Below are 23,250 nucleotides of genomic sequence, written 5' to 3'. Positions count from 1 at the left end.
AAAGTAGGGCCTTGCGTTACTCCGTACGGCCCAGAACGCATTCGTCGCTTACGCCTAACCTGCCATTGCCCAATCCCCATAGGATGCCCAGTCGGAGATCGCCGCGGGAAACCAGGGGAGTCGACATGAGCGAAGTGCGAACCGGCCCGCGGGGACATCTGGCGTTCACGGTGCTGGCCGCCGCCGCGCTCGCCGCCGCCGCGGGTGTCTGGTTCGGCATGCCGCACGAGAAACACATCCCGAACCTGGGCGTGCTGCTGGTGAAGCTGGTGCCGTTCGTGCTGGCCGTCGAGGCGATCGCGCGGCTGCGGCTGTCCCAACGGGCCCGTCGCCGGGTCGCGCTGGCGGCGATTCCGGTCAGCTTCCTGGTCTACTTCGGCTACTTCGTGCCGCGGGTGTTCTTCGAGTCGGGCAACGGCAACAGCATCTACTACCTGCTGCTCACCCTCACCCCGTTCCTGATCCTCGCGCTGGTGCTGGCCTACCGGCTGGGCGGCGGCGCACCTGGCATGTCCCGCCGCCTCGGCTACGCCATGCTCCTGCTGCAACTGTCCGGTGTGGAGGATCTGGCCTACCTGACCGTCAACAACCACACCGATCCCGAGTGGACACCCATCCCGCAGGTGTGGACCTGGGCCGACCACATGACCGTGTTCGTCGGGCGCCCGCTGACGAAGAACGAGGCGTTCGTGTTCATCGCGGTGCACGTGTTCATCGCGGCGCTGGTGCTCGCCCTGCCCGACCGGTTCTGGCGCCGGCTCGTTCCGCGCCGCCCGGTCGCCGCGGCGGAGGAGCCCGTCCCCGAACCCGAACCAGCCACGACCGCACCCCGGCTTTGACCGCTCCCGTCCGGGCCGCCGCGCTGCGGATCATCGCCGGCCGCGGCGCCGCCCGGGCCGCCGTCCAGTTCGCCATGGTCGCCCTGCTCCCGGTGTGGGGCGTGGACGAGTTCGGCCGGTACGCCGCCGCCATCGGCACGTTCTTCTGGCTGGTGCTGCTGGTCACCGCGATGGAGAAGGCGGCGCTGACCGTCCTGCCGCGTACCCGCCTGACCACCGGCCGGATCACCCGGATGCTGCTCGCCCGCGCCGCCGTCCCGCTCGCGGTGACCGCCGCGGTCGCGCTTCTCCTTGCCCCGCTGGGCGAAACGCCCGCGCTGTACGCCGCCGCCGCGGTCTGGGCGGCCGGCCAGGGGCTGCTGTCGGTGCTGGCCACGCTGCACCGCATGGACGGCCGCCCGGGCCGGGACAGCGCCGCGTTCCTGGCCCTGGCCGGCTGGGTGGTGATCGCCTCCGGGCTGGCCGTCGCCGGCCTGCTGCGGCCCTACGCCTACCTGCTCACCCTGATCGCCGGCGTGCTGCTGGACTGCTTCGTGCTCGCGCTGGGGATCCCCGCGCTGCGCGGCCGGTCCCCGCGGCCCCGGCGCCGGCTGGGCGGCCTGCTGAATCGGAGAGTGCTGCTGCTCGGACTGTCCGATGTGGCCGACTCGTGCTCGGGTTCGGTGCTGTACCTGGTGATCGCGTTCGCCGGCCGCCCGGCCGACAGCGCCGCGCTGTACCTGGCGCTGCTGGTCTCCGGCGCGCTCTGCGGGCTGTGCCTGCTGCTGCTGCGCCTGCGCCAGCCGGTGACCTCGCTGCGGTTGCGCGGTCTCGGCGGGGAGGCCGGGCGGCGCCGGGCCGGCCGGGTCGCCGGGTGGGCCGCGGCCGTCACCGGCGGTGCCGTCGCGCTGGCCCTCGCCGGTGTGCTCGCCGCCGGACTATCCAATGTCGACGGTCTGGCCGCGGTCGGCGCCAGCCGCCTCGCCCTCGGCACGGCCGTCGCGGTGGAGATGACCGTGTTCTGCGCGGTGCTCTACGCGGTGAACCTGCTGGAGAACACCAACGGCGCGGCGCTCACCGTCACCTCGTCGGCGTCCCTGCTGGGCCTGGCCACCACCGCGGTGGCCGCGGTGGCGGCGATCCCGGTGCTGCACGCGGTCGGCGCGCTGCTCGCCCTGGTGACCGGGCTCGCCGCGAAGTCCGGCCTGCTCTACCTGCGCACCCGGCCGGAACCGGTCACCAGCTGGGCAGGGCGACCGCGAGCTGCGTGACCGGCCGGGCTCCGAGCGTGCTCTTCACCTCGGCCTTTCCCTTACCCAGCACCAGGCCGGGCTTCCGGCCGGCCACCGCGTAGTCGACCATCGAGATGTAGTTGTGGAAGTAGAGGTACCGCGCCCCGGGCACCCCCGCCCAGGTCCGCCCGACCGGCCACTCCGGGTGGTCCAGGATGATCCCCACTCCGAGCAGCTGCCCGCTGCGCCGGTCGGTATAGGTCGTGGTCGCCACGTCCGGCTGGCCGATCAGCGCGCCGACGTAGCCCGTGAGCTGTGGCGCCGGCGGCACCCATCGGCCGCCGTACTTGCCGTCGTTGTGCCGCAGCAACTCCGCCACCCGCGCCGGGTCCGGGCCACCGCCGACCCAGGTCCGCACGTCCGCGTCGGCCAGCCGCAGCACCGCCCGCAGGTTGCTCCGGCGGCTGCGCCGCAGCGCCCGAAACCAGTCTTCCCGGTCCCGCCAGCCCGCGGTGTCCAGCACCCACACCGGCTCGGTCGGCCGCGCCACCCGTGGCCGGCCAAGCTCCGCCAGGTCCGCATCGCCCACCTGCCGCAGCAGCATCCCCACGCACCGCCGGCCCAGCTCCCGCCGCATCCCCGTGGCGTACTCCGCCACGAGTTCCCGCAGGCCGAGCCCCTCGGCGCACCACCAACCCGGGTGCGACTGGTTCCCCGGCGAGCGCACGTGCAGCCCGCCGACCCACGGCCCGCCCCGCACCCCGGCGAACGAGTGCCGCCGCGCCGGCAGCCCGGCCCAGGTCGCCGCCACCACCCCGACCGGCCCACCGGACCCGTGCAGCACGCTCACCAGCAGCCGCCCCCGCGTGCCCCACGCCTGGGCGGCGAGCACCGGCCAGGCCCAGTCCGCCCGCAGCCCCGCCCGCCGCCGCAGCGCACCCCAGTACGCCGGCTCCGGATCGCGCCGCGGATCCAGCACCTCGACGCTCATGTCAGCAACACCGGCCCACGGCACCACCCCACCTGGCCGGGTAATCCACCGGCCGGCAGCACGTCGACAAACCGCGGCGAGCGCTGGCGCAGCAGTGAGAAAGCCAGCCCGGCCGAGGTGCTCCGGACGTACACGGTGGTCCAGTCCACGTGCCAGTGCCCGCAGTCCCGGCGTCTGGCCAGCACGCCCAGCAACTCGTCGGTCAGGACATCGGGCCCGTTGTCCCGCAACGGCTCCACCGTGTTCGGTCCGCCCTTCAGCGGCACCAGGTCGCCGAGCCGTCCGGCCAGCATCTCGGCCGGCACGGCGCCGCCGTTCACGCCCACCTTTCCCGATACCAGGATCGGATCGGTGCGCCCGCGGAGCGCCCAGTGCTCCCGGTAGAACGGCACCGTCGCGAACGACGACCGCACCAGCCGCACGTACGCCGCGTTCCAGAGCGCCAACCTGAGCACGCCGAGGAAGTCTGCCAACCTTGACGCGGACTCGACAGTGCCTGATGGCTCGCTCGCAAGCTCGCTCGCGGGCTGAACAGCCGCTGAACAAGCACTGTGTCGGGTGTGGACGGTGCGGCGTGGCCCACGTCACGGTGAGCTCCGCGGGTTTGCCGGCGGGCCATGTGGGGAAGCCGATGGCTGGCCGCGGGGAACAATTCCGAGGTTGGCGAGGTTGTCACTGTTGTGCCACGCCGGGGGACCCGGTTGTTGCACGTTGAGTGAGGTACGTCTACCCTCGTGGGCGTTCAGTCACCGCGCGCGCGGGCGCCGGTGCAGTTCCCGGGGAGTTCTTTCCGGGTCGCATCTACTGTGCAAGATGTCGGCTCGGCCTGTCAGGCCGGAGTCGATAGCTGCCAGGTTCCCGATGAGGTGGTGGCCGAGATACTCCGCGTTGGCGATCAAGTCGTCCGCATGGCCCGCCAGGTGGCCGAGGTTGCGGCGAAGGTCAGCCGGCAGCGGGGAATACGCCGTCTCGCGTTCCGACGGGCGGCGGGTCCGCTGGTCCGCGTTGGAGGCGAGGACCGGTTAGGAAGGACATTGGTGAGCAACACTGATCTGCTGAGCAGCGATACGGCCGAAGCCCGGGCCGCGTCGCCTACCGAGGCTCCCACGCCTCGAACCGAGAACGCGGAGAAGGCGCAGACCGCGGGTGCCAACGGCGGCACGACGCGCCGCCGCACCGGCCTGACCGGCATGGTTCTCGCCGAGCTTCGCGAGCTGGCCGGCCAGCTCGGTATCACCGGCACCGGTGGCATGCGCAAGGGTGACCTGATCGCGGCCATCAAGGAGCGGCAGGGCAACTCCTCCGCCGCGCCGGCCGAGACCTTGCCGCTGGGCGGCATCGAGGACCGCGGGCGCCCCGCTCCCGCCAAGGAGGAGCGGCCAGCCGAGGTGAAGGCCGAAGCGAGCACCCCAGCCGAGACCGGTGAGCAGACCGAGACCGAGGGCGGCGGCCGCCGCGAAGGCAGCCGGCGCCGGCGTGGCGCCAGCCGGCCGGCGGGCAGTCCCGCCGCGGGCGAGCAGCGCCCCTCCGCCTCCGGCGACGAGGGCCGGGTTCGCACCGACGAGGGCCGGGTTCGCACCGACGAACGGCCGCAGTCCGACCGTCCCCAGGGCGACCGGGACCGGCAGGGCGACCGGGACCGCGGTGATCGCGACCGTGGTGGTGATCGCGACCGTGGTGGTGACCGCGACCGCGGTGACCGCGACCGTGACCGCCAGCAGTCCTCGCGCCAGCAGGGCAACAACCAGAGCGGTCCGGACGATGACGACGACGACCGCGGCGGTCGCCGCGGCCGGCGGTTCCGCGACCGGCGGCGCCGCGGCGGGAGCGGCGGGCGTCCCGAGGGCGGTGGCGGCAACAACGACACCGAGGTCCGCGAGGACGACGTGCTGCTGCCGGTCGCGGGCGTGCTGGACGTGCTGGAGAACTACGCGTTCGTGCGCACCTCCGGCTACCTCGCCGGGCCGAACGACGTGTACGTCTCGCTTTCCCTGGTGCGCAAGTACGGCCTGCGCCGCGGTGACGCGATCACCGGCCTGGTCCGCCAGCCGCGCGAGGGCGAGCAGCAGCGGCAGAAGTTCAACCCGCTGGTGCGCGTGGAGACCATCAACGGCCTGGACCCCGAGGCGGCCCGCAGCCGTCCGGAGTTCACCAAGCTGACCCCGCTCTACCCGAACGAGCGGCTGCGCCTGGAGACCGAGCCGCACGTGCTGACCACCCGGGTCATCGACCTGGTGATGCCGGTCGGCAAGGGGCAGCGCGCGCTGATCGTGTCGCCGCCGAAGGCCGGCAAGACGTCCGTGCTGCAGGCCATCGCGAACGCGATCACCACGAACAACCCCGAGACCTATCTTATGGTCGTGCTGGTCGACGAGCGGCCGGAGGAGGTCACCGACATGCAGCGGTCGGTGAAGGGCGAGGTCATCGCCTCGACCTTCGACCGCCCGCCGGGTGACCACACCACGGTCGCGGAGCTGTCCATCGAGCGCGCCAAACGCCTCGTCGAGATGGGCCACGACGTGGTCGTGCTGCTCGACTCGATCACCCGCCTCGGCCGCGCGTACAACCTCGCGGCCCCGGCGTCCGGCCGGATCCTGTCCGGTGGTGTCGACTCGACGGCGCTGTTCCCGCCCAAGCGCTTCCTCGGCGCGGCCCGCAACATCGAGGGCGGCGGCTCGCTGACCATCTTCGCCACCGCGCTGGTCGAGACCGGCTCCGCCGGCGACATGGTCATCTTCGAGGAGTTCAAGGGCACCGGCAACGCCGAGCTGAAGCTCGACCGCAAGATCGCCGACAAGCGCATCTTCCCCGCGGTCGACGTCGACCCCTCCGGCACCCGCAAGGAGGAGTTGCTGCTGTCGCCCGACGAGCTCGCGGTGACGGTGAAGCTCCGCCGCGTCCTGCACGCCCTGGACAGCCAGGCCGCCATCGAGCTCCTGCTCGACCGGCTGCGCAAGACCCGCACCAACATCGAGTTCCTGATGCAGGTGGCCAAGACCACCCCATCCATGAACGACGACTAGCTGAGGAATGCCATGAAGGCCGCCTTCGAGACGTTCAACGTCTCGAAGGCGGCCTTCATGGCATGTCACGCGATCGGAATGACCCGGTTCCGCTCCCGCCGCATCAGCACGCCCAACACGGTCAACGCGGGGATGCCGAGGGCTAAGGCCACCGGCGACGACAGCGTGACATCCCCCAGCAGCAGCCCGGCGACGAACACCACCGCCGGATAGCCGAGCCCGAGGCACCAGCGGCACCGGACGGTCCGCCACTCGACGAAGCCCGCGAGCAGCACCGTGACCGCGGCCGCGGGGCCGAACAGGGCGCTGGAGAGGGCCACCCGCCAGTCGGCGTCGAGAAGCATGCCGCCCAGGCCGATCAGTCCGAGGACGGAGGCTGTGAACAGCACCGGGGTGGCCAGCCAGGTCAGGACGGACATCGGCCGGTGCGCACCGAAGGACACGTGGCCAAGTGTGCGGAGCTACCCGGGAGTCGCTCGTTGATATCGGTGAGCGCTCGGAGTGTTGCGCTCGGTGGCCGCCTTCGTGCGACGAACGGTAGTCAACCGGTTACCGGTTGATCAGGAATACCCGGCCCAGCACGGACGTTCCAGCATCTGGCACACTGTGAGGTCGAGTCCGGCACCGGTTCACCCCGTGACCTACCGGGGACCCGGCGGCCGCCAGGAAAGGACAAGATCCGTGAAGACAGGTATTCACCCTGACTACGTCGCGACCGAGGTCGTCTGCAGCTGCGGCAACACGTTCACCACCCGCAGCACCAAGGCGTCCGGCAACATCCACGTCGAGGTCTGCTCGAACTGCCACCCGTTCTACACGGGCAAGCAGAAGATCCTCGACACCGGTGGCCGGGTGGCGCGCTTCGAGGCGCGCTACGGAAAGCGGCAGAAGAAGCAATAGCTACGCACACGGCGCCTACCCGCGGATGGGTGGGCGCCGTTGTCGTGTCCGCAGGTCGGAGAAGGAGGTGGCGACGTGGACTCCTCGACGCTGAGCGAGTTGCTCACCGAGTACGGCGAGTTGGAGCAGGCGCTCGCCGACCCGGCCGTGCACGCCGACCAGAACCGGGCCCGCAAGCTCGGCCGGCGCTACGCCGAGCTGACCCCGATCGTGAAAACGTTGCGGGAGCTGGAATCCGCGCGCGGCGACCAGGCCGCGGCCGCCGAACTGTCCAAAGAGGACGATTCGTTCGCGGCCGAGGCGGAGGCACTCGCCAAGCGGATTCCCGAGCTGGAGGAGAAGCTCGCCGAGCTGCTCGCCCCGCGCGACCCGCACGACGGCAACGACCTGCTCATGGAGATCAAGTCGGGGGAGGGCGGCGAGGAGTCGGCGCTGTTCGCCGGCGACCTGCTGCGCATGTACCTGCGCTACGCCGAGCGGCACGGCTGGAAGGCGGAGGTGCTCGACGGCACCGAGTCCGATCTGGGCGGCTACAAGGAGGCCACGGTCGCGATCAAGGGCCGGGGCGACGGCCCGGACGGCGTGTGGGCGCGGCTGAAGTTCGAGGGCGGCGTGCACCGGGTGCAGCGGGTGCCGGTCACCGAGTCGCAGGGCCGCATCCACACCTCGGCGGCCGGCGTGCTGGTCTACCCGGACCTCTCCGACGAGGCCAGCACCGTGGAGATCGACGAGAAGGACCTGCGCGTCGACGTGTACCGGTCCTCGGGCAAGGGCGGCCAGAGCGTCAACACCACCGACTCCGCCGTGCGGATCACCCACCTGCCCACCGGCATCGTGGTGTCGTGCCAGAACGAGCGCTCCCAGCTGCAGAACAAGGCGCGCGCCATGGAGGTGCTGCGCGTCCGGCTGCTGGCCGCCGCCGAGGAGGAGGCCGCCAAGCAGGCCGCCGACGCCCGGCGCAGCCAGGTCCGCACGGTCGACCGCTCCGAGCGGGTGCGCACCTACAACTTCCCGGAGAACCGGATCGCCGACCACCGGGTCAACTACAAGGCGTACAACCTCGACCAGGTGATGGACGGCGACCTCGACGGCGTGCTCGACGCCCTCGCCGAGGCCGACCGCGCCGAACGCCTCGGCGTGCACACAGGCTCGTGAACGGGAAAGCAACGTCACGTTCGTGCCCTGGAGGGCGAGCAACGTCACGTTCATTCCCCGGCGGGACGGCATGAGCGGCAACCGGCAGCCGCTGCGGGTGGCCATCCTGGAAGCCGAGCGCATCCTCGCCGGCGCCGGGGTTCCCAGCCCGCGCGTCGACGCCGAGCTGCTGGCCGCGCACGTGCTCGGCGTGGAGCGGTTGAAACTTGCGATGGTGCCGCTGGTCGACCCGCCGGTGGTGGACGCGATCGGCCGCCTGGTGGCGCAGCGGGCGAAACGCGTGCCGCTGCAGCACCTGACCGGCTGCGCCGCCATGGGCGCGATCACCGTGGCCGTCGGCCCCGGCGTGTTCGTCCCCCGCCCGGAGACCGAGCTGCTCCTCGCGTTCGGCCTCGCTTCCGTTGAGGGGAAACGGAATCCGGTCGTGGTCGACCTGTGCACCGGCTCCGGCGCGCTGGCCCTGGCGATGGCCAACGCCCGCCCGGACGCGACCGTGCACGCCGTCGAGCTGGACGCCGCGGCGCTCGCCTGGGCCCGGCGCAACGCCGACTACCGCGCCGCCGCCGGTGACACCCCGATCCACCTGCACGCCGGCGACGTTGCCGACGCCGACCTGCTGTCCGATATGGACGGACGCGCGGATCTGGTGCTGTGCAACCCTCCCTACGTCCCGGTCGGCACCGTGGTCCCGCCCGAAGTCGGCGAGCACGACCCGTTCCGCGCGGTGTTCGCCGGCACCGACGGCCTGACGGTCATCCGCACCGTGGTCGCCTGCGCTGCCCGGCTCCTCAAGCCAGGCGGCCACCTTGCCATCGAGCATGACGACACCCATGCCGAAGCAGTGCCCGCGCTGCTGGCCGCCCGCAGTGTGCTGACCGACGTCGAAGATCACACCGACCTCGCCGGCCGCCCTCGGTTCGCCACCGCCCGCCGGGTCTGAGCACTCGCGCGGGCCGGCGGTGTCTGGACTGAGGAGCGCGCGCAGGCGCGCCAGCGCCGAGCACGCGACGAGGGAAGACACCGCGTCAGAGGCCCGCGCCCGCGAGCGGAGCGAGCCAATGTCACTGTTACGGGTCCGAGTTCGCCACCATCGCGTCGTAGATCGGCTTCATCTGCTCCCACTGCGCGGCGGGTGCCGAGGCGAGCAGGAAGTACTCCTTGCCCCCGGCCCGCCAGTAGAGCGAGGCCACGTGGGCGACGCCGGTCCCGTCGCGGTGCTCGAACTCCCAGCGCACCGCGGCGTGTCCGGCGTAGACGGCCGAGGACAGTTCGAGCCGGCGATACTCCTGGGAGCGCACCGCGTAGTCGTTCTCGTACCGGACGTGGTCCGACTCGATGGTCAGCGCCGGCGCGTCCGAGCCGCCGAACTTGACGTAGCGGCCGCTGCCGCCGGGGTCGACGGCCTGCATCGCGCCCGGGCCGGTGGAGCGCGTGGGGCGCCAGCCGTCCGGGATGACCGTCTTCACGCCGGCCGGGCCGTTCACCCGCTGGAATCCCATGGGCGCCGGGGCGGAGGGCGGCGCGGCCGTGGTCGTCGTGGTGGGGCGTGGCTTCGTGGTGGTCGTGGCGGTGGTCCGGCCGAGCCGGGAGTCGTCGGCGATGTCGGGGATGTACGGCGGCGGGCTGTTCTCGTCGAAGTACAGGCTCGGGGTGCTCGCGGCCGGGGCGGCGGTGGCCTGTTCGGGTGACGGGTTGGACAGCAGGGCGATACCCAGGGCAACGCTGGCGAGCAGGTATGCGCCGGCGATCGCGGACGCCAGCCAGTGCGAACTGACCCGTCCGCGCAGTCCCGCCAACCGACCGATCATTGGCACTTCCACACGCGTGACCCCCGACATGGGCGGTACCGAGAGTAGCCTCCCGACCTGGGTGATCCAATGCTTCGAACGTGGCAAGACGTGGTCAGGAAGTGGCAACTGGTGCCGGAGGTGCCCGCGGACGAGCGGGACGAGGCCCGGTTCCGCTTCGACCGGGCCAGGTCGGCGCTGGTCAGCGGCCGGCTGGACGACTCGGTGCGGAACTTTCAGGCGGCGGCAGCGCTCCGTGAGCATTCACACGATCAGGTGGGCCTCGGCGACGTCCATCTGGCGCGCGGGCGGTGGCAGCTCGCTGCTGAGTGCTACCAGCGCGCCCTGGCCGCCGACGGTGCGGACCCGCTGGCCCACCTCGGTCAGTCCCAGGTGCTGGTCGCCGAGGGCCGGGCCGCGTTCGCCGTGCCCGAGTTGGAGCGCATGCTCGCCGAGGCGCCGGACGACCCGGTCCTGCGCTACTACGTCGCCAGCACCTGGTGCTCGGTCGCCGAGCAGTGCCGCAGCCGGACCCGGGACGACGTGCTGGTGATCACCAGCGAGCACCAGCTCCGGCTCTGCGAGCAGGCCGCCCGCCGGATCCTCGACCTCGACGTGGACGACGACGAGCTGCAGCGGGGGGCCCGCCGCCTGCTCGCCGAGGTCGCCGCCGCGCGCCGGTTCAGCTGGTCGCCCGAGGGCGTCGCGGTCAGCATGGCGGTCCTGGTCATGTCCCTCGGCCTGACCACGGTCGTCGCCGGCGGCGCCCTGAACAGCACCGCCCTCGTGATCGCCGGCGTCCTCCTCGGCGGCCTCATGCTCTACCTCATCGTGCTCCGCTTCCGCCGCCCCGCCTGGCAGCAGCGCGCCGAGTCCCTGGCCCCGTTGATCACCAAGCCCGGGGTCTAGAGTCCTGCCCGTGAGCCGGATGTTCCGAGCGGGCCGGCGGTGCCTGGACCGAGGAGCCGCGCAGGTCGCGCAGCGACCGAGCAGCGGAAAGAGCGAAGGCGGGAACGGGCACAGCGTCAATGGCCCGCTCACGCGAGCGGAGCGAGCCAATTGAGCACGGTGTACGACTGCGGCCATCCGCGGGAGCGCAAGGACGGGCTGGCCGCGGCGGCCAGCGCGGTGCGGGCCGGGGATCTCGTGGTGATCCCGACGGACACGGTGTACGGCATCGGGGCGGACGCGTTCTCGCTGTCCGCGGTGCACGACCTGCTGGCCGCCAAGGGCCGCGGGTCGGACATGCCGGTGGGGGTGCTGGTCGGCTCCTGGTCCACGATCGACGGCCTGGTGCTGTCCGTGCCGCACCAGGCGCGCCGGCTCATCGAGGCGTTCTGGCCGGGCGACCTGTCCCTCGTGCTGCACCACGCGCCGTCGCTGTCCTGGGACCTCGGGCGCACCAAGGGCACCGTGATGGTGCGGATGCCGCTGCACCCGGTGGCCATCGAGTTGCTGCGGGAGACCGGGCCGATGGCGGTGTCCAGCGCGAACCGCTCCGGGCTGCCGCCGGCCTCGACCGTGGACGAGGCCCGCGGTCAGCTCGGCGAGTCGGTGCGGGTGTACCTCGACGGCGGGCCGTCCGGTGACCCGGTGCCGTCCACCATCGTCGACCTCACCGGCGACGAGCCGGTGATGCTGCGGGAGGGCGCGGTGAGCATGGCCGCGGTGTCCGAGGCGCTCGGCGGCGTCGAGGTCGCGCGACCCGGGGGCTGATTCTCCTTGCCCCCCACCAGCTTCGCACCAGCCGTCCTCCCTATCCGGGAGTTTCTCCTGGTGGTGCTCACGTCCGCGTCGCTGACCTTCCTCAGCACCCCGCTGGTGCGCCGCCTCGCGTTCTGGATCGGCGCGGTCGCCTACCCGCGCAAGCGGGACGTGCACACGGTGCCGATGGCCCGGCTCGGCGGGCTGGCCATGTATCTCGGGGTGTGCGGCGGAATGCTGCTGGCACACCAGCTTCCGGTGCTGCGCCGGGCGTTCGACTACACCTTCGACCCGCTCGCCGTGCTGATCGGCGGCGGGGTGATCGTCATGATTGGCATGCTGGACGACCGGTTCGAGCTGGACTCGCTGACCAAGCTCGCCGGCCAGACCACCTCCGCGGGCATCCTGGTCCTCTTCGGCCTGCAGTGGTACGTGTTCTGGCTGCCCTGGGGCGCCGACGACGGCAAGGGCACCATCCTCGTGCTCGACCAGAACCAGGGCGGCCTGATCACCGTGCTGCTCGTGGTGACCATGGTCAACGCCATGAACTTCGTGGACGGCCTGGACGGGCTCGCCGCCGGCATCGGCCTGATCTCCGCCGGTGCCACCCTCGCGTTCTCGCTCAACCTGCTCAAATCCACCGGCGGCGACGTCCAGAACTACGCCCCCGCGCTGATCGCCGCCACCCTCGGCGGCGCCTGCCTCGGCTTCCTCCCGCACAACTTCCAGCCCGCGAAGATCTTCATGGGCGACTCCGGCTCCATGCTGATCGGCCTGATGCTCGCCGCCTCCAGCACCTCCGCCTCCGGCCGCGTCGCCAAGATCGACGCTCCGCAGACCATCGCGCTCCTGTCCCCCCTCCTCGTCGTCGCCGCCGTCCTGTTCGTGCCTCTTCTGGACCTCCTCATGGCCGTCTTCCGCCGCACCAACAAGGGCCTGAGCCCCTTCCACGCCGACAAGATGCACCTGCACCACCGACTCCTGGAGATCGGCCACTCCCAACGCCGCGCGGTACTGCTGATCTACGTCTGGGCCGCTGTCCTCGCCTTCGGCACCGTCGCGTTGAGCCTCTTCGACGTCTTCGTCGTAGCCTGGGGAATCGGCATCGGCCTCCTCTTCGCCCTCCTGGTATCCGCCGTCCCCAGACTCCGCGACGTCCGCCGCTCGTGACCGCACCCCCTCGGCGTGTGCGGTTGCGTCTGAACCTCCTTGTGCGAAGGTTGACGCGTGGGTGACGTGATCTCGATGCTGGATCGCCCGGTCTACCAGTACGCCGAGGTAGACCGGTTGCTGCGGCTCACCCCGGGAACGGCGAAGCGCTGGATCAACGGCTATCAACGTGACGGCCGGTGGTATGAGCCGGTGATCCGCGAGGTGACATCTGACTCGACCTGGGTCACCTGGGGAGAGTTCACTGAGACCCGCCTGCTGGCCGAGTTCCGCAGCTCGATACCCATGATCAAGCTACGCCCGGCGGTTGGGTGGCTGCGCGAGCGCTTCGACACCCCACACCCGTTGGCCTTCGCTCGTCCGTTTCTCGAACCAGATGGACGTGAACTGCTCCTTGCGGCCCAGCGAGAAACAGGTGTGGATGAGGAACTCTGGCTCGCTGTACCCAGCGCGCAGGGTGCGTTGCTGACAGCCACAAGTCGCCGGTTCGTGCAATCCGTGCACTACCCGGACACGGTTGGTCTCAGCGAGTACGTCATCGCTGACCCCGCGACACCGCACGTCGTGTTCGACCCGCGGCAGCGTCAGGGCCAGCCGACAGTGAACGGGATCCGTGCCGAAACGCTGGCTGGGCTGGTCGCGGGTGGAGAACCCATCGACTTCGTGGCAAGCACTTACGACCTGGCTGCAGAACAGGTTGAGCAGGCGGTGGCATACGAGGCGTCGTGTCGTCGTGCCGCCTGAGCCTCGCCAAAGAGCACCAGCGGGCATCCGTTTCTATGTGGACGAGGACATCATCGAACTGGGTAACGCCTTGATGTGGCTCCGGCCCGACGTGGTGACCTGCGGCTACGAGCCAGTAGCCGACCATCTCCATCGGGGCAGTTCGGACGTCGAATGGATCCCCGCCGTGGCGGAGCTCGGGTTGGTTGCGATCAACGACAAGATCCGGACCAACCCGGTGGAGGCTCGGATCGCGCTTGAGTCCGGTGCGCGCATCGTTGGGTTGGCAGGCAAGGTGGCGCAACGATCCACCTGGGATCGCGCCGTGTTGCTGGTACGCCACTGGCAGGCCGTGGAGAACCACATCGCGGCGCATCCGAAGGGTCCTTGGTGGCTTGCCGTGACACAGAGCGGAGCCGAGCCGCGAACGTTCCGCGGCGCCATGAACTAGCCGGTGGCGCCTCCGCGACGTGCGGCGCTCGTGACCCACGTCTCTCGGCTCTGACCTGCGCGAGGGCAGTGAAATCGGGTTACCGACCGTGTGGTAGCGTCCGCATCGTCCCTGGGACGAAAGGGACGCCGGCCGTTGTCGACCGACGAAGGAGAGCTGCACATGAGTGAACATCAGGCGACTGCAGCCCTCCGGTAGGCCAGCCGTGCCGCAGGGGCCGGTGAGCCCGCGGGAGCTCATCGGTGTCGGATCGGCCATCGCGGCCCTGATCGCCGGCGGCATGCTGCTCGGGTGGTTCGTCGATTCCCGTACGGGCGCCACGCCCACCTTTGTCCTGGTAGGTCTCGCGGTCGGCATCGTGACCGCGTGTTTCTACGCGTACGTGAAGTTCAAGAGTTTCCTGAAGGACTAAGAGGTCAGTGTCAGCCTTTCAAGCAGCGGCGGCGAAAGTGCCCGCTGAGGCCGTGATGAGCCTGCGCCGCCCAGTGGCCATCGCCGCCGCGGTCGGTGCCGTCGGTTTGCTGGTGTGCGGGCTGTTCGGGCACATCGTCATGGGGATCCTGCTCGTCGTCGGGCTGGGGCTCGGGCTGTTCAACACCCGGCTGCTGCAGCGTTCGGTGGTCAAGGTGATCTCGAGTGAGAACCCGAGCAGGACGGCCATCGGCCGGTCCTCGCTGCCTCGCCTGCTGCTGATCACCGGGCTGGCCGTGGCGCTCGGCATCTTCCTGAAGCCGGACGGTTTCGGTGTCTTCCTCGGCCTCGCGGTCTTTCAGGTGATCATTCTTGGCACCACCGCCCTCCCGGTCATGAAGGAGCGTCGTCAGTGAGTCAGCAGGTTCTCGCCGCTGAGACGAACGTCGAGGTCGGCCATCACGAGAAGGTCGATATCCTCGGACTGACGCTGCACATCGACACGATCGGCGGGACGCTGCTGGCCGCGGCGATCGTGGTAGCGCTCGGCTTCTATGTTCGGGCGAAGATCACCTCGGCAAAACCGAACAGCGCGCAGCTGTTCTTCGAGGGTGTTTACAGCTTCATGCGCAACCAGGTGGAGGCCGGCATCGGGGTCCGGATGGCGCCCTACCTGGTGCCATTGTCCCTGGGGTTCTTCGTCTTCATCCTGGCGTGTAACTGGATCGTGCTGCTGCCGCTGCACCATTACGTGCCACCGCCCACCGCGGACGTCAACCTGGTGTACCCGATGGCGCTGCTGGTGTTCTTCTGGCGCCTGTGGGAGGGCTCCCGGGTGCACGGCGGTCCGCACAAGCAGTTCATTCACATCGCCAAGGGGCACAACCCGGGTCTGGCCCCGCTCTGGTTCCTCGAAGAGTTCACCGGTGTCGTCTCGCACTCGCTGCGACTTTTCGGCAACATTCTGGCCGGCGGTGTGATGCTCAGCCTCTTCGCGCTGTTCCCAGCGTACATATCGTGGCTCCCGACCGCCGGATGGAAGCTCTTCGACATGTTCATCGGGCTCGTGCAGGCGTTTATCTTCGCCTTCCTGACGATCATCTACTTCAGCCAGTCCATGGAGGACCGGGAGGGCGCGCACCACTGACCTCCTTTTCCCGCCCACTTCGTCAAGTCAATGTCCAATGTCGTTTCTCGAGAGATAGGTAGAGGTAAATGGCAGTCGAGCAAGGTGAGGCCCTGGTCAAGCTTGGCGCGATGATCGGTGGTGGCATCGCGATCGGCGTCGGCGCCGCCGGCGCGTCCGTCGGTGACGGTCTGGCCGGTAGCCAGCTCGTGGCCGGTGTCGCACGGCAGCCGGAAGCACAGGGGCGCCTGTTCACCCCGTTCTTCCTGACGGTGGGTCTGGCCGAAGGGAACTTCTTCATCGCGCTGGCCTTCGCCGCGCTGCTGTTCTTCGCCACACCTGGTCTGTGACCCCATGAGCACGGCGAACCTGGCACAGGAAGCACCGGAGAAGCCGGACAACTTCCTGATTCCGAACGGCACCTTCATCGTCGAGGCGATCATCATCCTGATCGTGCTCTTCATCTTCTTCCGGTTCATCGTGCCGCCGGTCCGAAAGGCCCTTCAGGAGCGCAACGAGTTGGTGCAGAAAGGGTTCGAGGAAGCCAAGGCCGCCGAGGAGAAGTTCCGCCAGGCCGAGGAGCGCTACCAGGAAGCGCTCACCGAGGCGCGGACCGAGGCGGCCCGGATCCGGGACACGTCGCGGGCCGAGGGTCAGAAGATCCTCGACGAGTTCCGCGCCCGCGCGGGCGCGGAGGTGGCCGACGTTCGCCAGCAGGCTGCGACGGAGCTCACCGAGCAGCGGGAGCGGGTCATGGCCGAGCTGGAGCCGCGGGTGCGTGAGCTGGCCGGCGGTCTGGCGAGCAGGGTCGTCGGCGAGGAGATCGCCGCGGCCGAGGGAGGTCGCTGATGCAGCAGTTCTGGGAGTTCGTCTCCGAGCTGGTCGCGTTCGTGGCGATCGTGTACGTGCTGTGGCGCTACGTCCGGCCCCGGGTCAGCGAGATCATCCGCACCCAGCAGGAGACCATCCAGAAGCAGGTGGACGCCGCCAAGGCCGCAAACGAACGCCTGGCCGCCGCGGAGCTCAAGTACCGGGAGGCGCTCGCCGAATCCCGCACCGAGGCAGCCAAGATCCGCGACGCGGCCCGGGCCGACGCGCAGCGCATCGCCGAGGAGATGCGTGAGCACGCCCAGCGCGAGCTGGAGCGGATCCGGCAGCGCGGGCAGGAAGACCTGGAAACCCAGCGCCTGCAGGTGATCCGTGAGCTCCGTGGCCGGATCGGGGAGCTGACCGTGAGCACCGCCACGGAGCTGGTGACCCGGCACCTGTCCGACGACACCGCCCGTGCGTCCACTGTGGACCGTCTGCTGGACGAGCTGGAGTCCATGTCGGCGCCGGTGGCGGCGGGCACGAGCGAGGGGACCGTCTGATGCAGTTCGCCAGCCGGGAATCCCTTGTCACCGCACGGGAACGCTTCGCAAGCCTGACCTCCGACGCGAGCACCGAGGCGCTGCGGACGCTGTCCGACGAGCTGTTCGCGGTCGCCGGCGTGATCGCCCGGGAGCGCACGCTGCGCCGGTACCTGGCCGATCCGGCCAGCTCCGAGCAGAAGCGGCGGCGCCTGGCCGACACCCTGTTCGGCGGCAAGATCGCCGACAGCACCCTGGACACCGTGCAGGGCCTGGTGGCCAGCCGGTGGTCGCGCGGCGCCGACCTCGTCGACGCGGTCGAGACGCTGGCCAGGGAGGCCGCACTGGCGATCGCCGAGCAGGATGGCGTGATCGAGGACGTCGAGGACGAGCTGTTCCGGTTCGCCCGCACGCTCTCGGCCGAGCCGCGGTTGCGCGACCTGCTGGCCGACGAGGGACAGCCGGTGGACGGCCGGCTGGGCCTGATCGACGGGTTGGTGGACGGCAAGGTCCAGCCGGTCACGCAGCAGTTGCTGCACCAGGTGGTCCGGCTGCCCCGCGGGCGCGGGCTGGACGCCCTGGTCGAGCGGCTCGCCGATCTCGCCGCGCAGCGCCGGGGCCGGTCGGTCGCGCGGGTCACGGCCGCCGCGCCGCTGACCGCAGAGCAGGAGCGGCGGCTCGCCGAGGACCTCTCCCGGATCTACGGCCGCAGCATGGACGTCCAGGTCGAGCTGGACGCGGACCTGTTGGGCGGCCTGGTGATCCGGGTCGGCGACGAGGTGATCGACGGCAGCGTCGCGTCCCGGCTCGCCGCGGCGCGCCGGCAATTGGCCGGACAATCCCAGACTTAGAGAGAAAACCCGGACAATCCCAGACTTAGAGAGAAAACACAGAGAGCAGGGACCGAATAGCCATGGCGGAGCTGACGATCTCCTCGGACGAGATCCGGAGCGCGATCGAGAACTACGTCTCCACCTTCTCGCCCGAGACCTCGCGCGAGGAGGTGGGCACCGTCGCCGAGACCGGTGACGGCATTGCCCGGGTCGAGGGCCTTCCATCGGCCATGACCAGCGAGCTGCTCGAGTTCGAGGGCGGCGTGCTCGGCGTCGCGCTGAACCTCGACGTGCACGAGATCGGCGCGGTCATCCTCGGTGACTACGAGAAGATCGAGGAAGGCCAGCAGGTCATGCGGACCGGCCAGGTGCTGTCCGTGCCGGTCGGCGACGCGTTCCTCGGCCGCGTGGTCAACCCGTTGGCCCACCCCATCGACGGTCTCGGCGACATCGACTCGACCGACCGGCGCGCGCTCGAGCTGCAGGCGCCCAGTGTGATCAACCGTCAGCCGGTGAAGGAGCCGCTGCAGACCGGGCTCAAGGCGGTTGACTCGATGACGCCGATCGGCCGCGGCCAGCGCCAGCTGATCATCGGTGACCGCAAGACGGGCAAGACCGCGGTCTGCGTCGACACGATCATCAACCAGAAGGCGAACTGGGCCAGCGGCGACGTGCAGAAGCAGGTGCGCTGCGTCTACGTGGCGATCGGCCAGAAGGGCTCCACGATCGCCGGGGTGCGCCAGGCCCTCGACGATGCCGGGGCGCTGGAGTACACCACGATCGTCGCCGCGCCCGCGTCCGACTCGGCCGGTTTCAAGTGGCTCGCGCCCTACACCGGCTCCACGATCGCCCAGCACTGGATGTACCAGGGCAAGCACGTCCTGATCATCTTCGATGACCTGACCAAGCAGGCCGAGGCCTACCGGGCACTGTCGCTGCTGCTGCGCCGCCCGCCGGGCCGCGAGGCATTCCCCGGCGACGTGTTCTACCTGCACTCCCGGCTGCTCGAGCGGTGCGCCAAGCTCTCCGACGAGCTCGGCGGCGGCTCGCTGACCGGTCTGCCGATCATCGAGACGAAGGCCAACGACATCTCGGCCTACATCCCGACCAACGTCATCTCGATCACCGACGGCCAGTGCTTCCTGGAGAGCGACCTGTTCAACCAGGGTGTCCGGCCGGCGATCAACGTCGGTGTGTCGGTCTCCCGGGTCGGTGGCGCCGCGCAGATCAAGGCGATGCGGAAGGTCGCCGGCTCGCTGCGGCTTGACCTCTCGCAGTACCGCGAGCTGGAGGCGTTCGCCGCGTTCGCGTCCGACCTCGACCCCACCTCGCGGGCGCAGCTGGACCGCGGCGCTCGGTTGGTCGAGGTGCTCAAGCAGGGGCAGTACTCGCCGTTGTCGGCCGCGGAGCAGGTGGTGGCCATCTACGCGGGCACCCAGGGACATCTCGACTCGGTTCCCGTCGGCGACGTGCGGCGGTTCGAGGCCGAGCTGCTCGACTATGTTCGCCACCACGCCCAGGGCGTGATTTCCGAGATCCAGGAGTCCGGTGAGCTCTCGGACGATGCCGAGAAGCGCCTTGTCGACGCCATCAACGAGGTGAAGCAGCAGTTCACCGCCTCGGATGGCAGCTCGGTGGTCAACGAGGCGGCCGCCGACGCGCTCGACCCCGACGCCGAGGGCCGCGAATCGGTCAAGGTCCGGCGCTCGGCCCCGAAGAAGTAGTTCGCCATGGCTGCCCAAATACGCGTGCTGCGGCGGCGGATCCGCACCACCCAGTCGATGCGGAAGATCACCAAGGCGCAGGAGCTGATCGCCACCTCGCGCATCGCCCGGGCCCAGGCCCGGGTGGAGGCCGCGCGCCCGTACACCGAGGGGATCACCGGGGTGGTCGGGGCACTGGCCGAAACGGCGGCGCTGGATCACCCGCTGCTGGTCGAGCGGGCGAACCCGGACCTGGCCGCGGTGCTGGTGGTGACCAGCGACCGCGGCCTGTGCGGCGGCTACAACGCCAACGTGCTGCGCCGCGCCGAGGAGCTGTTCGCGCTCATCCGCGAGCAGGGCAAGCAGCCGGTGCTGTACGTGATCGGCCGCAAGGGCGTCAACTACTACCGGTTCCGGCAGCGGGAGATGGCCGGGCAGTGGACCGGTTTCTCCGAGCAGCCGTCCTACGAGCCGGCCGCCGAGGTGGCGCGCACGCTGGTCACCGCGTTCCTGGCCGGCACCGAGTACGCCGACGAGGACGCCGCGCCGCTGGGCACCGGCGAGGGTGCCGAGGTGCTCAACGCCGACGAGATCCACATCGTCTACACCGAGTTCCGCAGCATGCTCACCCAGAACGCGGTGGCGCACCGGCTGGCGCCGATCGAGGTCGAGTACGGCGTGGAAAGCACCGCGGAGACACCTTCTTACGAGTTCGAGCCGGACGCCGACGCGCTGTTCGGCTCGCTGCTGCCGCGCTACCTGTCCGCCCGGGTGTACACCGCGCTGCTGGAGTCGGCGGCGTCGGAGTCGGCCTCCCGCCGGCGGGCCATGAAGGCGGCCACGGACAACGCCAACGACCTCATCAAATCGCTTACCCTCGAAGCAAACCGGGCCCGCCAGGCTCAGATCACCCAGGAGATCAGCGAGATCGTCGGGGGCGCCGACGCGCTCGCCGCCGCCGCAGGAAGTGATGAATAGATGACCGCCACAGTTTCCAACGAGACGGCCTCGGGTCGCGTCCTGCGGATCATCGGTCCGGTCGTGGACGTCGAGTTCCCCCGCGACTCCGTGCCCGAGCTGTACTCCGCGCTGCACGCCGAGGTCGAGTTCGAGCAGCTGGCCAAGACGCTGACCCTCGAGGTGGCCCAGCACCTCGGCGAGAACGTGGTGCGTGCGGTGTCCATGCAGCCCACCGACGGCCTGGTCCGCGGTGTGGAGGTGACCAACACCGGCCGGTCCATCTCGGTCCCGGTCGGCGACGAGGTCAAGGGCCACGTGTTCAACGCGCTCGGCGAGTGCCTGGACGAGCCCGGCTACGGCAAGGACCTGGAGTGGTGGTCGATCCACCGCAAGCCGCCGGCGTTCGACCAGCTCGAGGGCCAGACCGAGATGCTGGAGACCGGCCTGAAGGTGGTCGACCTGCTCACCCCGTACGTGCGCGGTGGGAAGATCGGCCTGTTCGGCGGCGCCGGCGTGGGCAAGACCGTGCTGATCCAGGAGATGATCAACCGGATCGCCCGGGTGCACCAGGGCACCTCGGTGTTCGCCGGCGTCGGCGAGCGCACCCGTGAGGGCAACGACCTGTGGCTGGAGCTGCAGGAGGCCAACGTGCTCAAGGACACCGCGCTGGTGTTCGGGCAGATGGACGAGCCGCCGGGCACCCGCATGCGGGTCGCGCTGTCCGCGCTGACCATGGCCGAGTGGTTCCGCGACGTGAAGAACGTCGACGTGCTGCTGTTCATCGACAACATCTTCCGGTTCACCCAGGCCGGCTCCGAGGTGTCCACGCTGCTCGGCCGGATGCCGTCCGCGGTGGGCTACCAGCCGACCCTGGCCGACGAGATGGGCGAGCTGCAGGAGCGGATCACGTCCACCAAGGGCAAGTCGATCACCTCGATGCAGGCGATCTACGTGCCCGCGGACGACTACACCGACCCGGCGCCGGCCACCACGTTCGCCCACCTGGACGCCACGACGGAGCTGTCCCGCGCGGTGTTCTCCAAGGGCATCTTCCCCGCGGTGGATCCGCTGGCGTCCTCCTCGACCATCCTCGACCCGCAGATCGTCGGCGAGGAGCACTACCGGGTCGCGCAGGAGGTCATCCGGATTCTCCAGCGCTACCAGGACCTTCAGGACATCATCGCCATCCTCGGCATCGACGAGCTGTCCGAGGAGGACAAGCAACTCGTGGGCCGGGCGCGGCGGATCGAGCGGTTCCTGTCGCAGAACATGATGGCGGCCGAGCAGTTCACCGGTCAGCCGGGCTCCACGGTGCCGCTGAAGGAGACCATCGAGGCGTTCGACAAGCTCACCAAGGGCGAGTTCGACCACATGCCGGAGCAGGCGTTCTTCCTGATCGGGGGCCTCGAGGACCTGGAGCGCAAGTACCACGATCTGACCGGCAAGAAGTAGGGAGCGTCGACGTGGCGGAGATGTCCGTCGAACTGGTGGCACCGGACCGGTTGCTCTGGACCGGTCAGGCCACGTTCGTGTTCGCCCGCACCACCGAGGGTGAGATCGGCATCCTGCCGCGGCACATCCCGCTGGTCGCCGAGCTCATCGAGGGCGAGATGGTCCGCATCGACACGGTCGGCGGCGAGGAGATCCACGCCGCCGTGCACGGCGGCTTCCTCTCCGTCACCGAGGTGGGCGTCACCGTCCTCGCCGAGGGCGCCGAACTGCGCGACGAGATCGACGTCGAGCAGGCTCGCCGCGACTTCCAGAGCGACGATGAGGAAGTGCGCACCCGCGCCAAGGCCCGGCTGCGGGCGGCAGGGCACTCGCCGGTGTAGGAGTGCGATGAATGCGTCTTTCCTCGCACTGGGAGTGAGGAACGACGCATTCATCGCACTTCACGAGGCGGGCTTGCGCACCTCCAGGCTGGGGCGGGGTCGCCTGGCCGCTGCCTGGTAGGCGGCCACGAGCTCGGCGGCGACGGCGTCCGGCTCCGCGCGCAAGCGGTTGGGTAGCGTCTGGACCAGCACGACGCCCGCAGCGGCATACCGCGTGTTGCGCTCCAACGTCCGGGCGTAGTCGCCGCGCCCGAAATGGTATTCGTAGGAGTCGATCTCCCAGGCCAGGCCGACCTCGCCGCACCAGCCGTCAGGCCGGGCTACGAACTGGCCATCGCCGTCGAAGAGGTCGACATTCCATGCCGGTGATGGCAGGCCTGTGCGCTTCCATACGCGCAGCCCGTCGATCTCGGCGACCGAGCGGGCACCCTCCAACACGTCCCGCAGAATCTGGCGCGGCACGGACGTTCCGCGCTGGCTGCCAATCGAGAGCTCATGCTCGAGCTCACCCGGAGATATCCGCCCGCGCTGAACCGCCTCCGTGATGAGCGCGCGCGACGGGTCGAACGCGCCGAGCCGCCGGCACGCGTCGAGCACCGCCCGAACCAGCGGCGCGAGTGGCACCTCGTCTCTCATCACGGGCTGCGGTAGTCGGATAGTCCGCTCGATGGTGACGTAGTGGCTGCCCTTCACGTGCCGGTTGTCCGCGAGCAGAAGGTGCACCGTCGCATCGTCGGGCACTCCCCGCAGCCCGTACCGACGGCAGGCCTCCAACCCCGTCACCATCGCCCCTGGGCCGGCATACAGCAGCGCCGCTTCGACAAGCTGGCGCCGAGTCGGCGGCGCATTGTTGAGCAGGACGACCCCAGGCAGAAGCCGCTGCCACGGCCCACCCGGCACACACCGCCGATACGCCGTCTGCGGCGACACACCAAGCCGTTCGAGCGTGGCAACCTTGATCGCCCCGTGGCGGCTGCGCCGACGCAGTTCCAGTTGATCAACTCTTCCTTGCATACGGCGATCGTCGGCGCTGCAAGCCCTGGGCTGAACCCTCCGCGCGCTGCCTGTGGATAACCGGAGTG

General features: G+C 70.0%; 27 protein-coding genes. 22 read left to right on the top strand and 5 right to left on the bottom strand.

Annotated elements, in window-relative coordinates; genetic code table 11:
* The first annotated feature begins 125 nt into the window (after positions 1–125).
* A complete protein-coding gene (locus VGR06_RS38755; RefSeq protein ID WP_327564215.1) occupies positions 126–839 on the top strand; it encodes a hypothetical protein in 714 nt (237 codons plus the stop codon).
* Positions 836–2,089 carry a hypothetical protein gene (locus VGR06_RS38750; protein ID WP_327564214.1) on the top strand — a complete coding sequence of 418 codons (1,254 nt, stop codon included), beginning with the start codon at positions 836–838 and terminating at the stop codon, positions 2,087–2,089. Before VGR06_RS38755 ends, VGR06_RS38750 begins: the two co-directional genes overlap by 4 nt.
* Here VGR06_RS38750 and VGR06_RS38745 read toward each other — a convergent pair.
* Both VGR06_RS38745 and VGR06_RS38740 read right to left on the bottom strand, forming a co-directional pair.
* Complete coding sequence (locus VGR06_RS38745; RefSeq protein WP_327564213.1) at positions 2,055–3,041, bottom strand: GNAT family N-acetyltransferase; 987 nt, start codon at positions 3,039–3,041, stop codon at positions 2,055–2,057. The genes VGR06_RS38750 and VGR06_RS38745 overlap by 35 nt on opposite strands.
* Positions 3,038–3,496, bottom strand: a complete 459-nt coding sequence (locus VGR06_RS38740; RefSeq protein WP_327564212.1) for a hypothetical protein — start codon at positions 3,494–3,496, stop codon at positions 3,038–3,040. The genes VGR06_RS38745 and VGR06_RS38740 overlap by 4 nt, the downstream gene beginning before the upstream one ends.
* A gap of 582 nt (positions 3,497–4,078) precedes the next feature.
* On the opposite strand from VGR06_RS38740, the gene rho reads away from it, so the two are divergent.
* A complete protein-coding gene (gene rho / locus VGR06_RS38735) occupies positions 4,079–6,064 on the top strand; it encodes a transcription termination factor Rho (protein ID WP_327564211.1) in 1,986 nt (661 codons plus the stop codon).
* 65 nt (positions 6,065–6,129) lie between these two features.
* Here rho and VGR06_RS38730 read toward each other — a convergent pair whose 3' ends face one another.
* On the bottom strand, positions 6,130–6,507 hold the full coding sequence (locus tag VGR06_RS38730) for a hypothetical protein (RefSeq protein ID WP_327564210.1): 378 nt from the start codon (positions 6,505–6,507) through the stop codon (positions 6,130–6,132).
* 238 nt (positions 6,508–6,745) lie between these two features.
* On the opposite strand from VGR06_RS38730, the gene rpmE reads away from it, so the two are divergent.
* From rpmE to prmC, 3 genes are all read left to right on the top strand, one after another.
* On the top strand, positions 6,746–6,964 hold the full coding sequence (gene rpmE, locus VGR06_RS38725) for a 50S ribosomal protein L31 (protein WP_327564209.1): 219 nt from the start codon (positions 6,746–6,748) through the stop codon (positions 6,962–6,964).
* A gap of 75 nt (positions 6,965–7,039) precedes the next feature.
* The gene (gene prfA, locus VGR06_RS38720) at positions 7,040–8,119 is read left to right on the top strand and encodes a peptide chain release factor 1 (protein ID WP_327564208.1); all 1,080 of its coding nucleotides are present in this window, start codon (positions 7,040–7,042) and stop codon (positions 8,117–8,119) included.
* A 70-nt stretch (positions 8,120–8,189) separates the two neighbouring features.
* Positions 8,190–9,059, top strand: a complete 870-nt coding sequence (gene prmC / locus VGR06_RS38715; RefSeq protein ID WP_327564229.1) for a peptide chain release factor N(5)-glutamine methyltransferase — start codon at positions 8,190–8,192, stop codon at positions 9,057–9,059.
* 127 nt (positions 9,060–9,186) lie between these two features.
* Here the strand turns inward: prmC and VGR06_RS38710 are convergent, their stop codons facing one another.
* Positions 9,187–9,927 carry a hypothetical protein gene (locus tag VGR06_RS38710; RefSeq protein WP_327564207.1) on the bottom strand — a complete coding sequence of 247 codons (741 nt, stop codon included), beginning with the start codon at positions 9,925–9,927 and terminating at the stop codon, positions 9,187–9,189.
* A gap of 90 nt (positions 9,928–10,017) precedes the next feature.
* Between VGR06_RS38710 and VGR06_RS38705 the strand changes: the two genes are divergently transcribed.
* The 16 genes from VGR06_RS38705 (at position 10,018) to VGR06_RS38630 (ending at position 22,168) form a co-directional block, all read left to right on the top strand.
* Positions 10,018–10,815 carry a tetratricopeptide repeat protein gene (locus VGR06_RS38705; RefSeq protein ID WP_327564206.1) on the top strand — a complete coding sequence of 266 codons (798 nt, stop codon included), beginning with the start codon at positions 10,018–10,020 and terminating at the stop codon, positions 10,813–10,815.
* 150 nt (positions 10,816–10,965) lie between these two features.
* A complete protein-coding gene (locus tag VGR06_RS38700; protein WP_327564205.1) occupies positions 10,966–11,622 on the top strand; it encodes an L-threonylcarbamoyladenylate synthase in 657 nt (218 codons plus the stop codon).
* 60 nt (positions 11,623–11,682) lie between these two features.
* Complete coding sequence (locus VGR06_RS38695) at positions 11,683–12,780, top strand: MraY family glycosyltransferase (protein ID WP_327564204.1); 1,098 nt, start codon at positions 11,683–11,685, stop codon at positions 12,778–12,780.
* Positions 12,781–12,837: 57 nt separating this feature from the next.
* A complete protein-coding gene (locus tag VGR06_RS38690) occupies positions 12,838–13,524 on the top strand; it encodes a DUF433 domain-containing protein (RefSeq protein ID WP_327564203.1) in 687 nt (228 codons plus the stop codon).
* A 37-nt stretch (positions 13,525–13,561) separates the two neighbouring features.
* A complete protein-coding gene (locus tag VGR06_RS38685) occupies positions 13,562–13,954 on the top strand; it encodes a hypothetical protein (RefSeq protein WP_327564202.1) in 393 nt (130 codons plus the stop codon).
* A gap of 166 nt (positions 13,955–14,120) precedes the next feature.
* Positions 14,121–14,366, top strand: coding sequence for an AtpZ/AtpI family protein (locus VGR06_RS38680; RefSeq protein ID WP_327564201.1), 246 nt, complete (start codon positions 14,121–14,123; stop codon positions 14,364–14,366).
* Positions 14,367–14,403: 37 nt separating this feature from the next.
* Positions 14,404–14,781 carry an ATP synthase subunit I gene (locus VGR06_RS38675; RefSeq protein ID WP_327564200.1) on the top strand — a complete coding sequence of 126 codons (378 nt, stop codon included), beginning with the start codon at positions 14,404–14,406 and terminating at the stop codon, positions 14,779–14,781.
* Positions 14,778–15,512: a F0F1 ATP synthase subunit A gene (gene atpB, locus VGR06_RS38670; RefSeq protein WP_327564199.1), complete on the top strand. Its 735-nt coding sequence runs from the start codon at positions 14,778–14,780 to the stop codon at positions 15,510–15,512. The genes VGR06_RS38675 and atpB overlap by 4 nt, the downstream gene beginning before the upstream one ends.
* Before the next feature lie 68 nt (positions 15,513–15,580).
* Positions 15,581–15,841, top strand: coding sequence for an ATP F0F1 synthase subunit C (locus VGR06_RS38665; RefSeq protein ID WP_349256901.1), 261 nt, complete (start codon positions 15,581–15,583; stop codon positions 15,839–15,841).
* A gap of 4 nt (positions 15,842–15,845) precedes the next feature.
* Entirely contained in the window at positions 15,846–16,340 is a 495-nt protein-coding gene (locus VGR06_RS38660) for a F0F1 ATP synthase subunit B (RefSeq protein WP_327564198.1), read from the top strand.
* Positions 16,340–16,861, top strand: a complete 522-nt coding sequence (gene atpF / locus VGR06_RS38655; RefSeq protein WP_327564197.1) for a F0F1 ATP synthase subunit B — start codon at positions 16,340–16,342, stop codon at positions 16,859–16,861. The genes VGR06_RS38660 and atpF overlap by 1 nt, the downstream gene beginning before the upstream one ends.
* The gene (locus tag VGR06_RS38650; protein WP_327564196.1) at positions 16,861–17,691 is read left to right on the top strand and encodes a F0F1 ATP synthase subunit delta; all 831 of its coding nucleotides are present in this window, start codon (positions 16,861–16,863) and stop codon (positions 17,689–17,691) included. Before atpF ends, VGR06_RS38650 begins: the two co-directional genes overlap by 1 nt.
* A gap of 62 nt (positions 17,692–17,753) precedes the next feature.
* Complete coding sequence (gene atpA / locus VGR06_RS38645) at positions 17,754–19,397, top strand: F0F1 ATP synthase subunit alpha (RefSeq protein ID WP_327564195.1); 1,644 nt, start codon at positions 17,754–17,756, stop codon at positions 19,395–19,397.
* Between the two features lie 6 nt (positions 19,398–19,403).
* On the top strand, positions 19,404–20,354 hold the full coding sequence (locus VGR06_RS38640) for a F0F1 ATP synthase subunit gamma (RefSeq protein ID WP_327564194.1): 951 nt from the start codon (positions 19,404–19,406) through the stop codon (positions 20,352–20,354).
* Positions 20,355–21,788, top strand: coding sequence for a F0F1 ATP synthase subunit beta (atpD, locus tag VGR06_RS38635; RefSeq protein ID WP_327564193.1), 1,434 nt, complete (start codon positions 20,355–20,357; stop codon positions 21,786–21,788).
* An 11-nt stretch (positions 21,789–21,799) separates the two neighbouring features.
* Positions 21,800–22,168, top strand: a complete 369-nt coding sequence (locus tag VGR06_RS38630; RefSeq protein ID WP_327564192.1) for a F0F1 ATP synthase subunit epsilon — start codon at positions 21,800–21,802, stop codon at positions 22,166–22,168.
* A 60-nt stretch (positions 22,169–22,228) separates the two neighbouring features.
* Here the strand turns inward: VGR06_RS38630 and VGR06_RS38625 are convergent, their stop codons facing one another.
* Positions 22,229–23,182, bottom strand: coding sequence for a hypothetical protein (locus tag VGR06_RS38625; RefSeq protein WP_327564227.1), 954 nt, complete (start codon positions 23,180–23,182; stop codon positions 22,229–22,231).
* Between the last annotated feature and the right edge of the window lie 68 nt (positions 23,183–23,250).

Origin of the sequence: Actinophytocola sp. (assembly GCF_036002505.1) — a bacterium.
In the GTDB taxonomy this organism is placed as follows: domain Bacteria; phylum Actinomycetota; class Actinomycetes; order Mycobacteriales; family Pseudonocardiaceae; genus DASYTH01.
Note: the sequence above shows the minus strand (reverse complement) of the source record. Positions and strands in the feature narration are given on the sequence as shown.

What these genes read in the sequence shown, in the direction of transcription:
- VGR06_RS38755 (WP_327564215.1), top strand. Translation starts at nt 126, where the DNA reads ATGAGCGAAGTGCGAACCGGCCCGCGGGGACATCTGGCGTTCACGGTG.
- VGR06_RS38745 (WP_327564213.1), bottom strand. Translation starts at nt 3,041, where the DNA reads ATGAGCGTCGAGGTGCTGGATCCGCGGCGCGATCCGGAGCCGGCGTAC.
- prmC (WP_327564229.1), top strand. Translation starts at nt 8,190, where the DNA reads ATGAGCGGCAACCGGCAGCCGCTGCGGGTGGCCATCCTGGAAGCCGAG.
- VGR06_RS38710 (WP_327564207.1), bottom strand. Translation starts at nt 9,927, where the DNA reads ATGATCGGTCGGTTGGCGGGACTGCGCGGACGGGTCAGTTCGCACTGG.
- VGR06_RS38665 (WP_349256901.1), top strand. Translation starts at nt 15,581, where the DNA reads ATGGCAGTCGAGCAAGGTGAGGCCCTGGTCAAGCTTGGCGCGATGATC.
- VGR06_RS38660 (WP_327564198.1), top strand. Translation starts at nt 15,846, where the DNA reads ATGAGCACGGCGAACCTGGCACAGGAAGCACCGGAGAAGCCGGACAAC.
- atpF (WP_327564197.1), top strand. Translation starts at nt 16,340, where the DNA reads ATGCAGCAGTTCTGGGAGTTCGTCTCCGAGCTGGTCGCGTTCGTGGCG.
- VGR06_RS38650 (WP_327564196.1), top strand. Translation starts at nt 16,861, where the DNA reads ATGCAGTTCGCCAGCCGGGAATCCCTTGTCACCGCACGGGAACGCTTC.
- atpA (WP_327564195.1), top strand. Translation starts at nt 17,754, where the DNA reads ATGGCGGAGCTGACGATCTCCTCGGACGAGATCCGGAGCGCGATCGAG.
- VGR06_RS38640 (WP_327564194.1), top strand. Translation starts at nt 19,404, where the DNA reads ATGGCTGCCCAAATACGCGTGCTGCGGCGGCGGATCCGCACCACCCAG.
- atpD (WP_327564193.1), top strand. Translation starts at nt 20,355, where the DNA reads ATGACCGCCACAGTTTCCAACGAGACGGCCTCGGGTCGCGTCCTGCGG.
- VGR06_RS38625 (WP_327564227.1), bottom strand. Translation starts at nt 23,182, where the DNA reads ATGCAAGGAAGAGTTGATCAACTGGAACTGCGTCGGCGCAGCCGCCAC.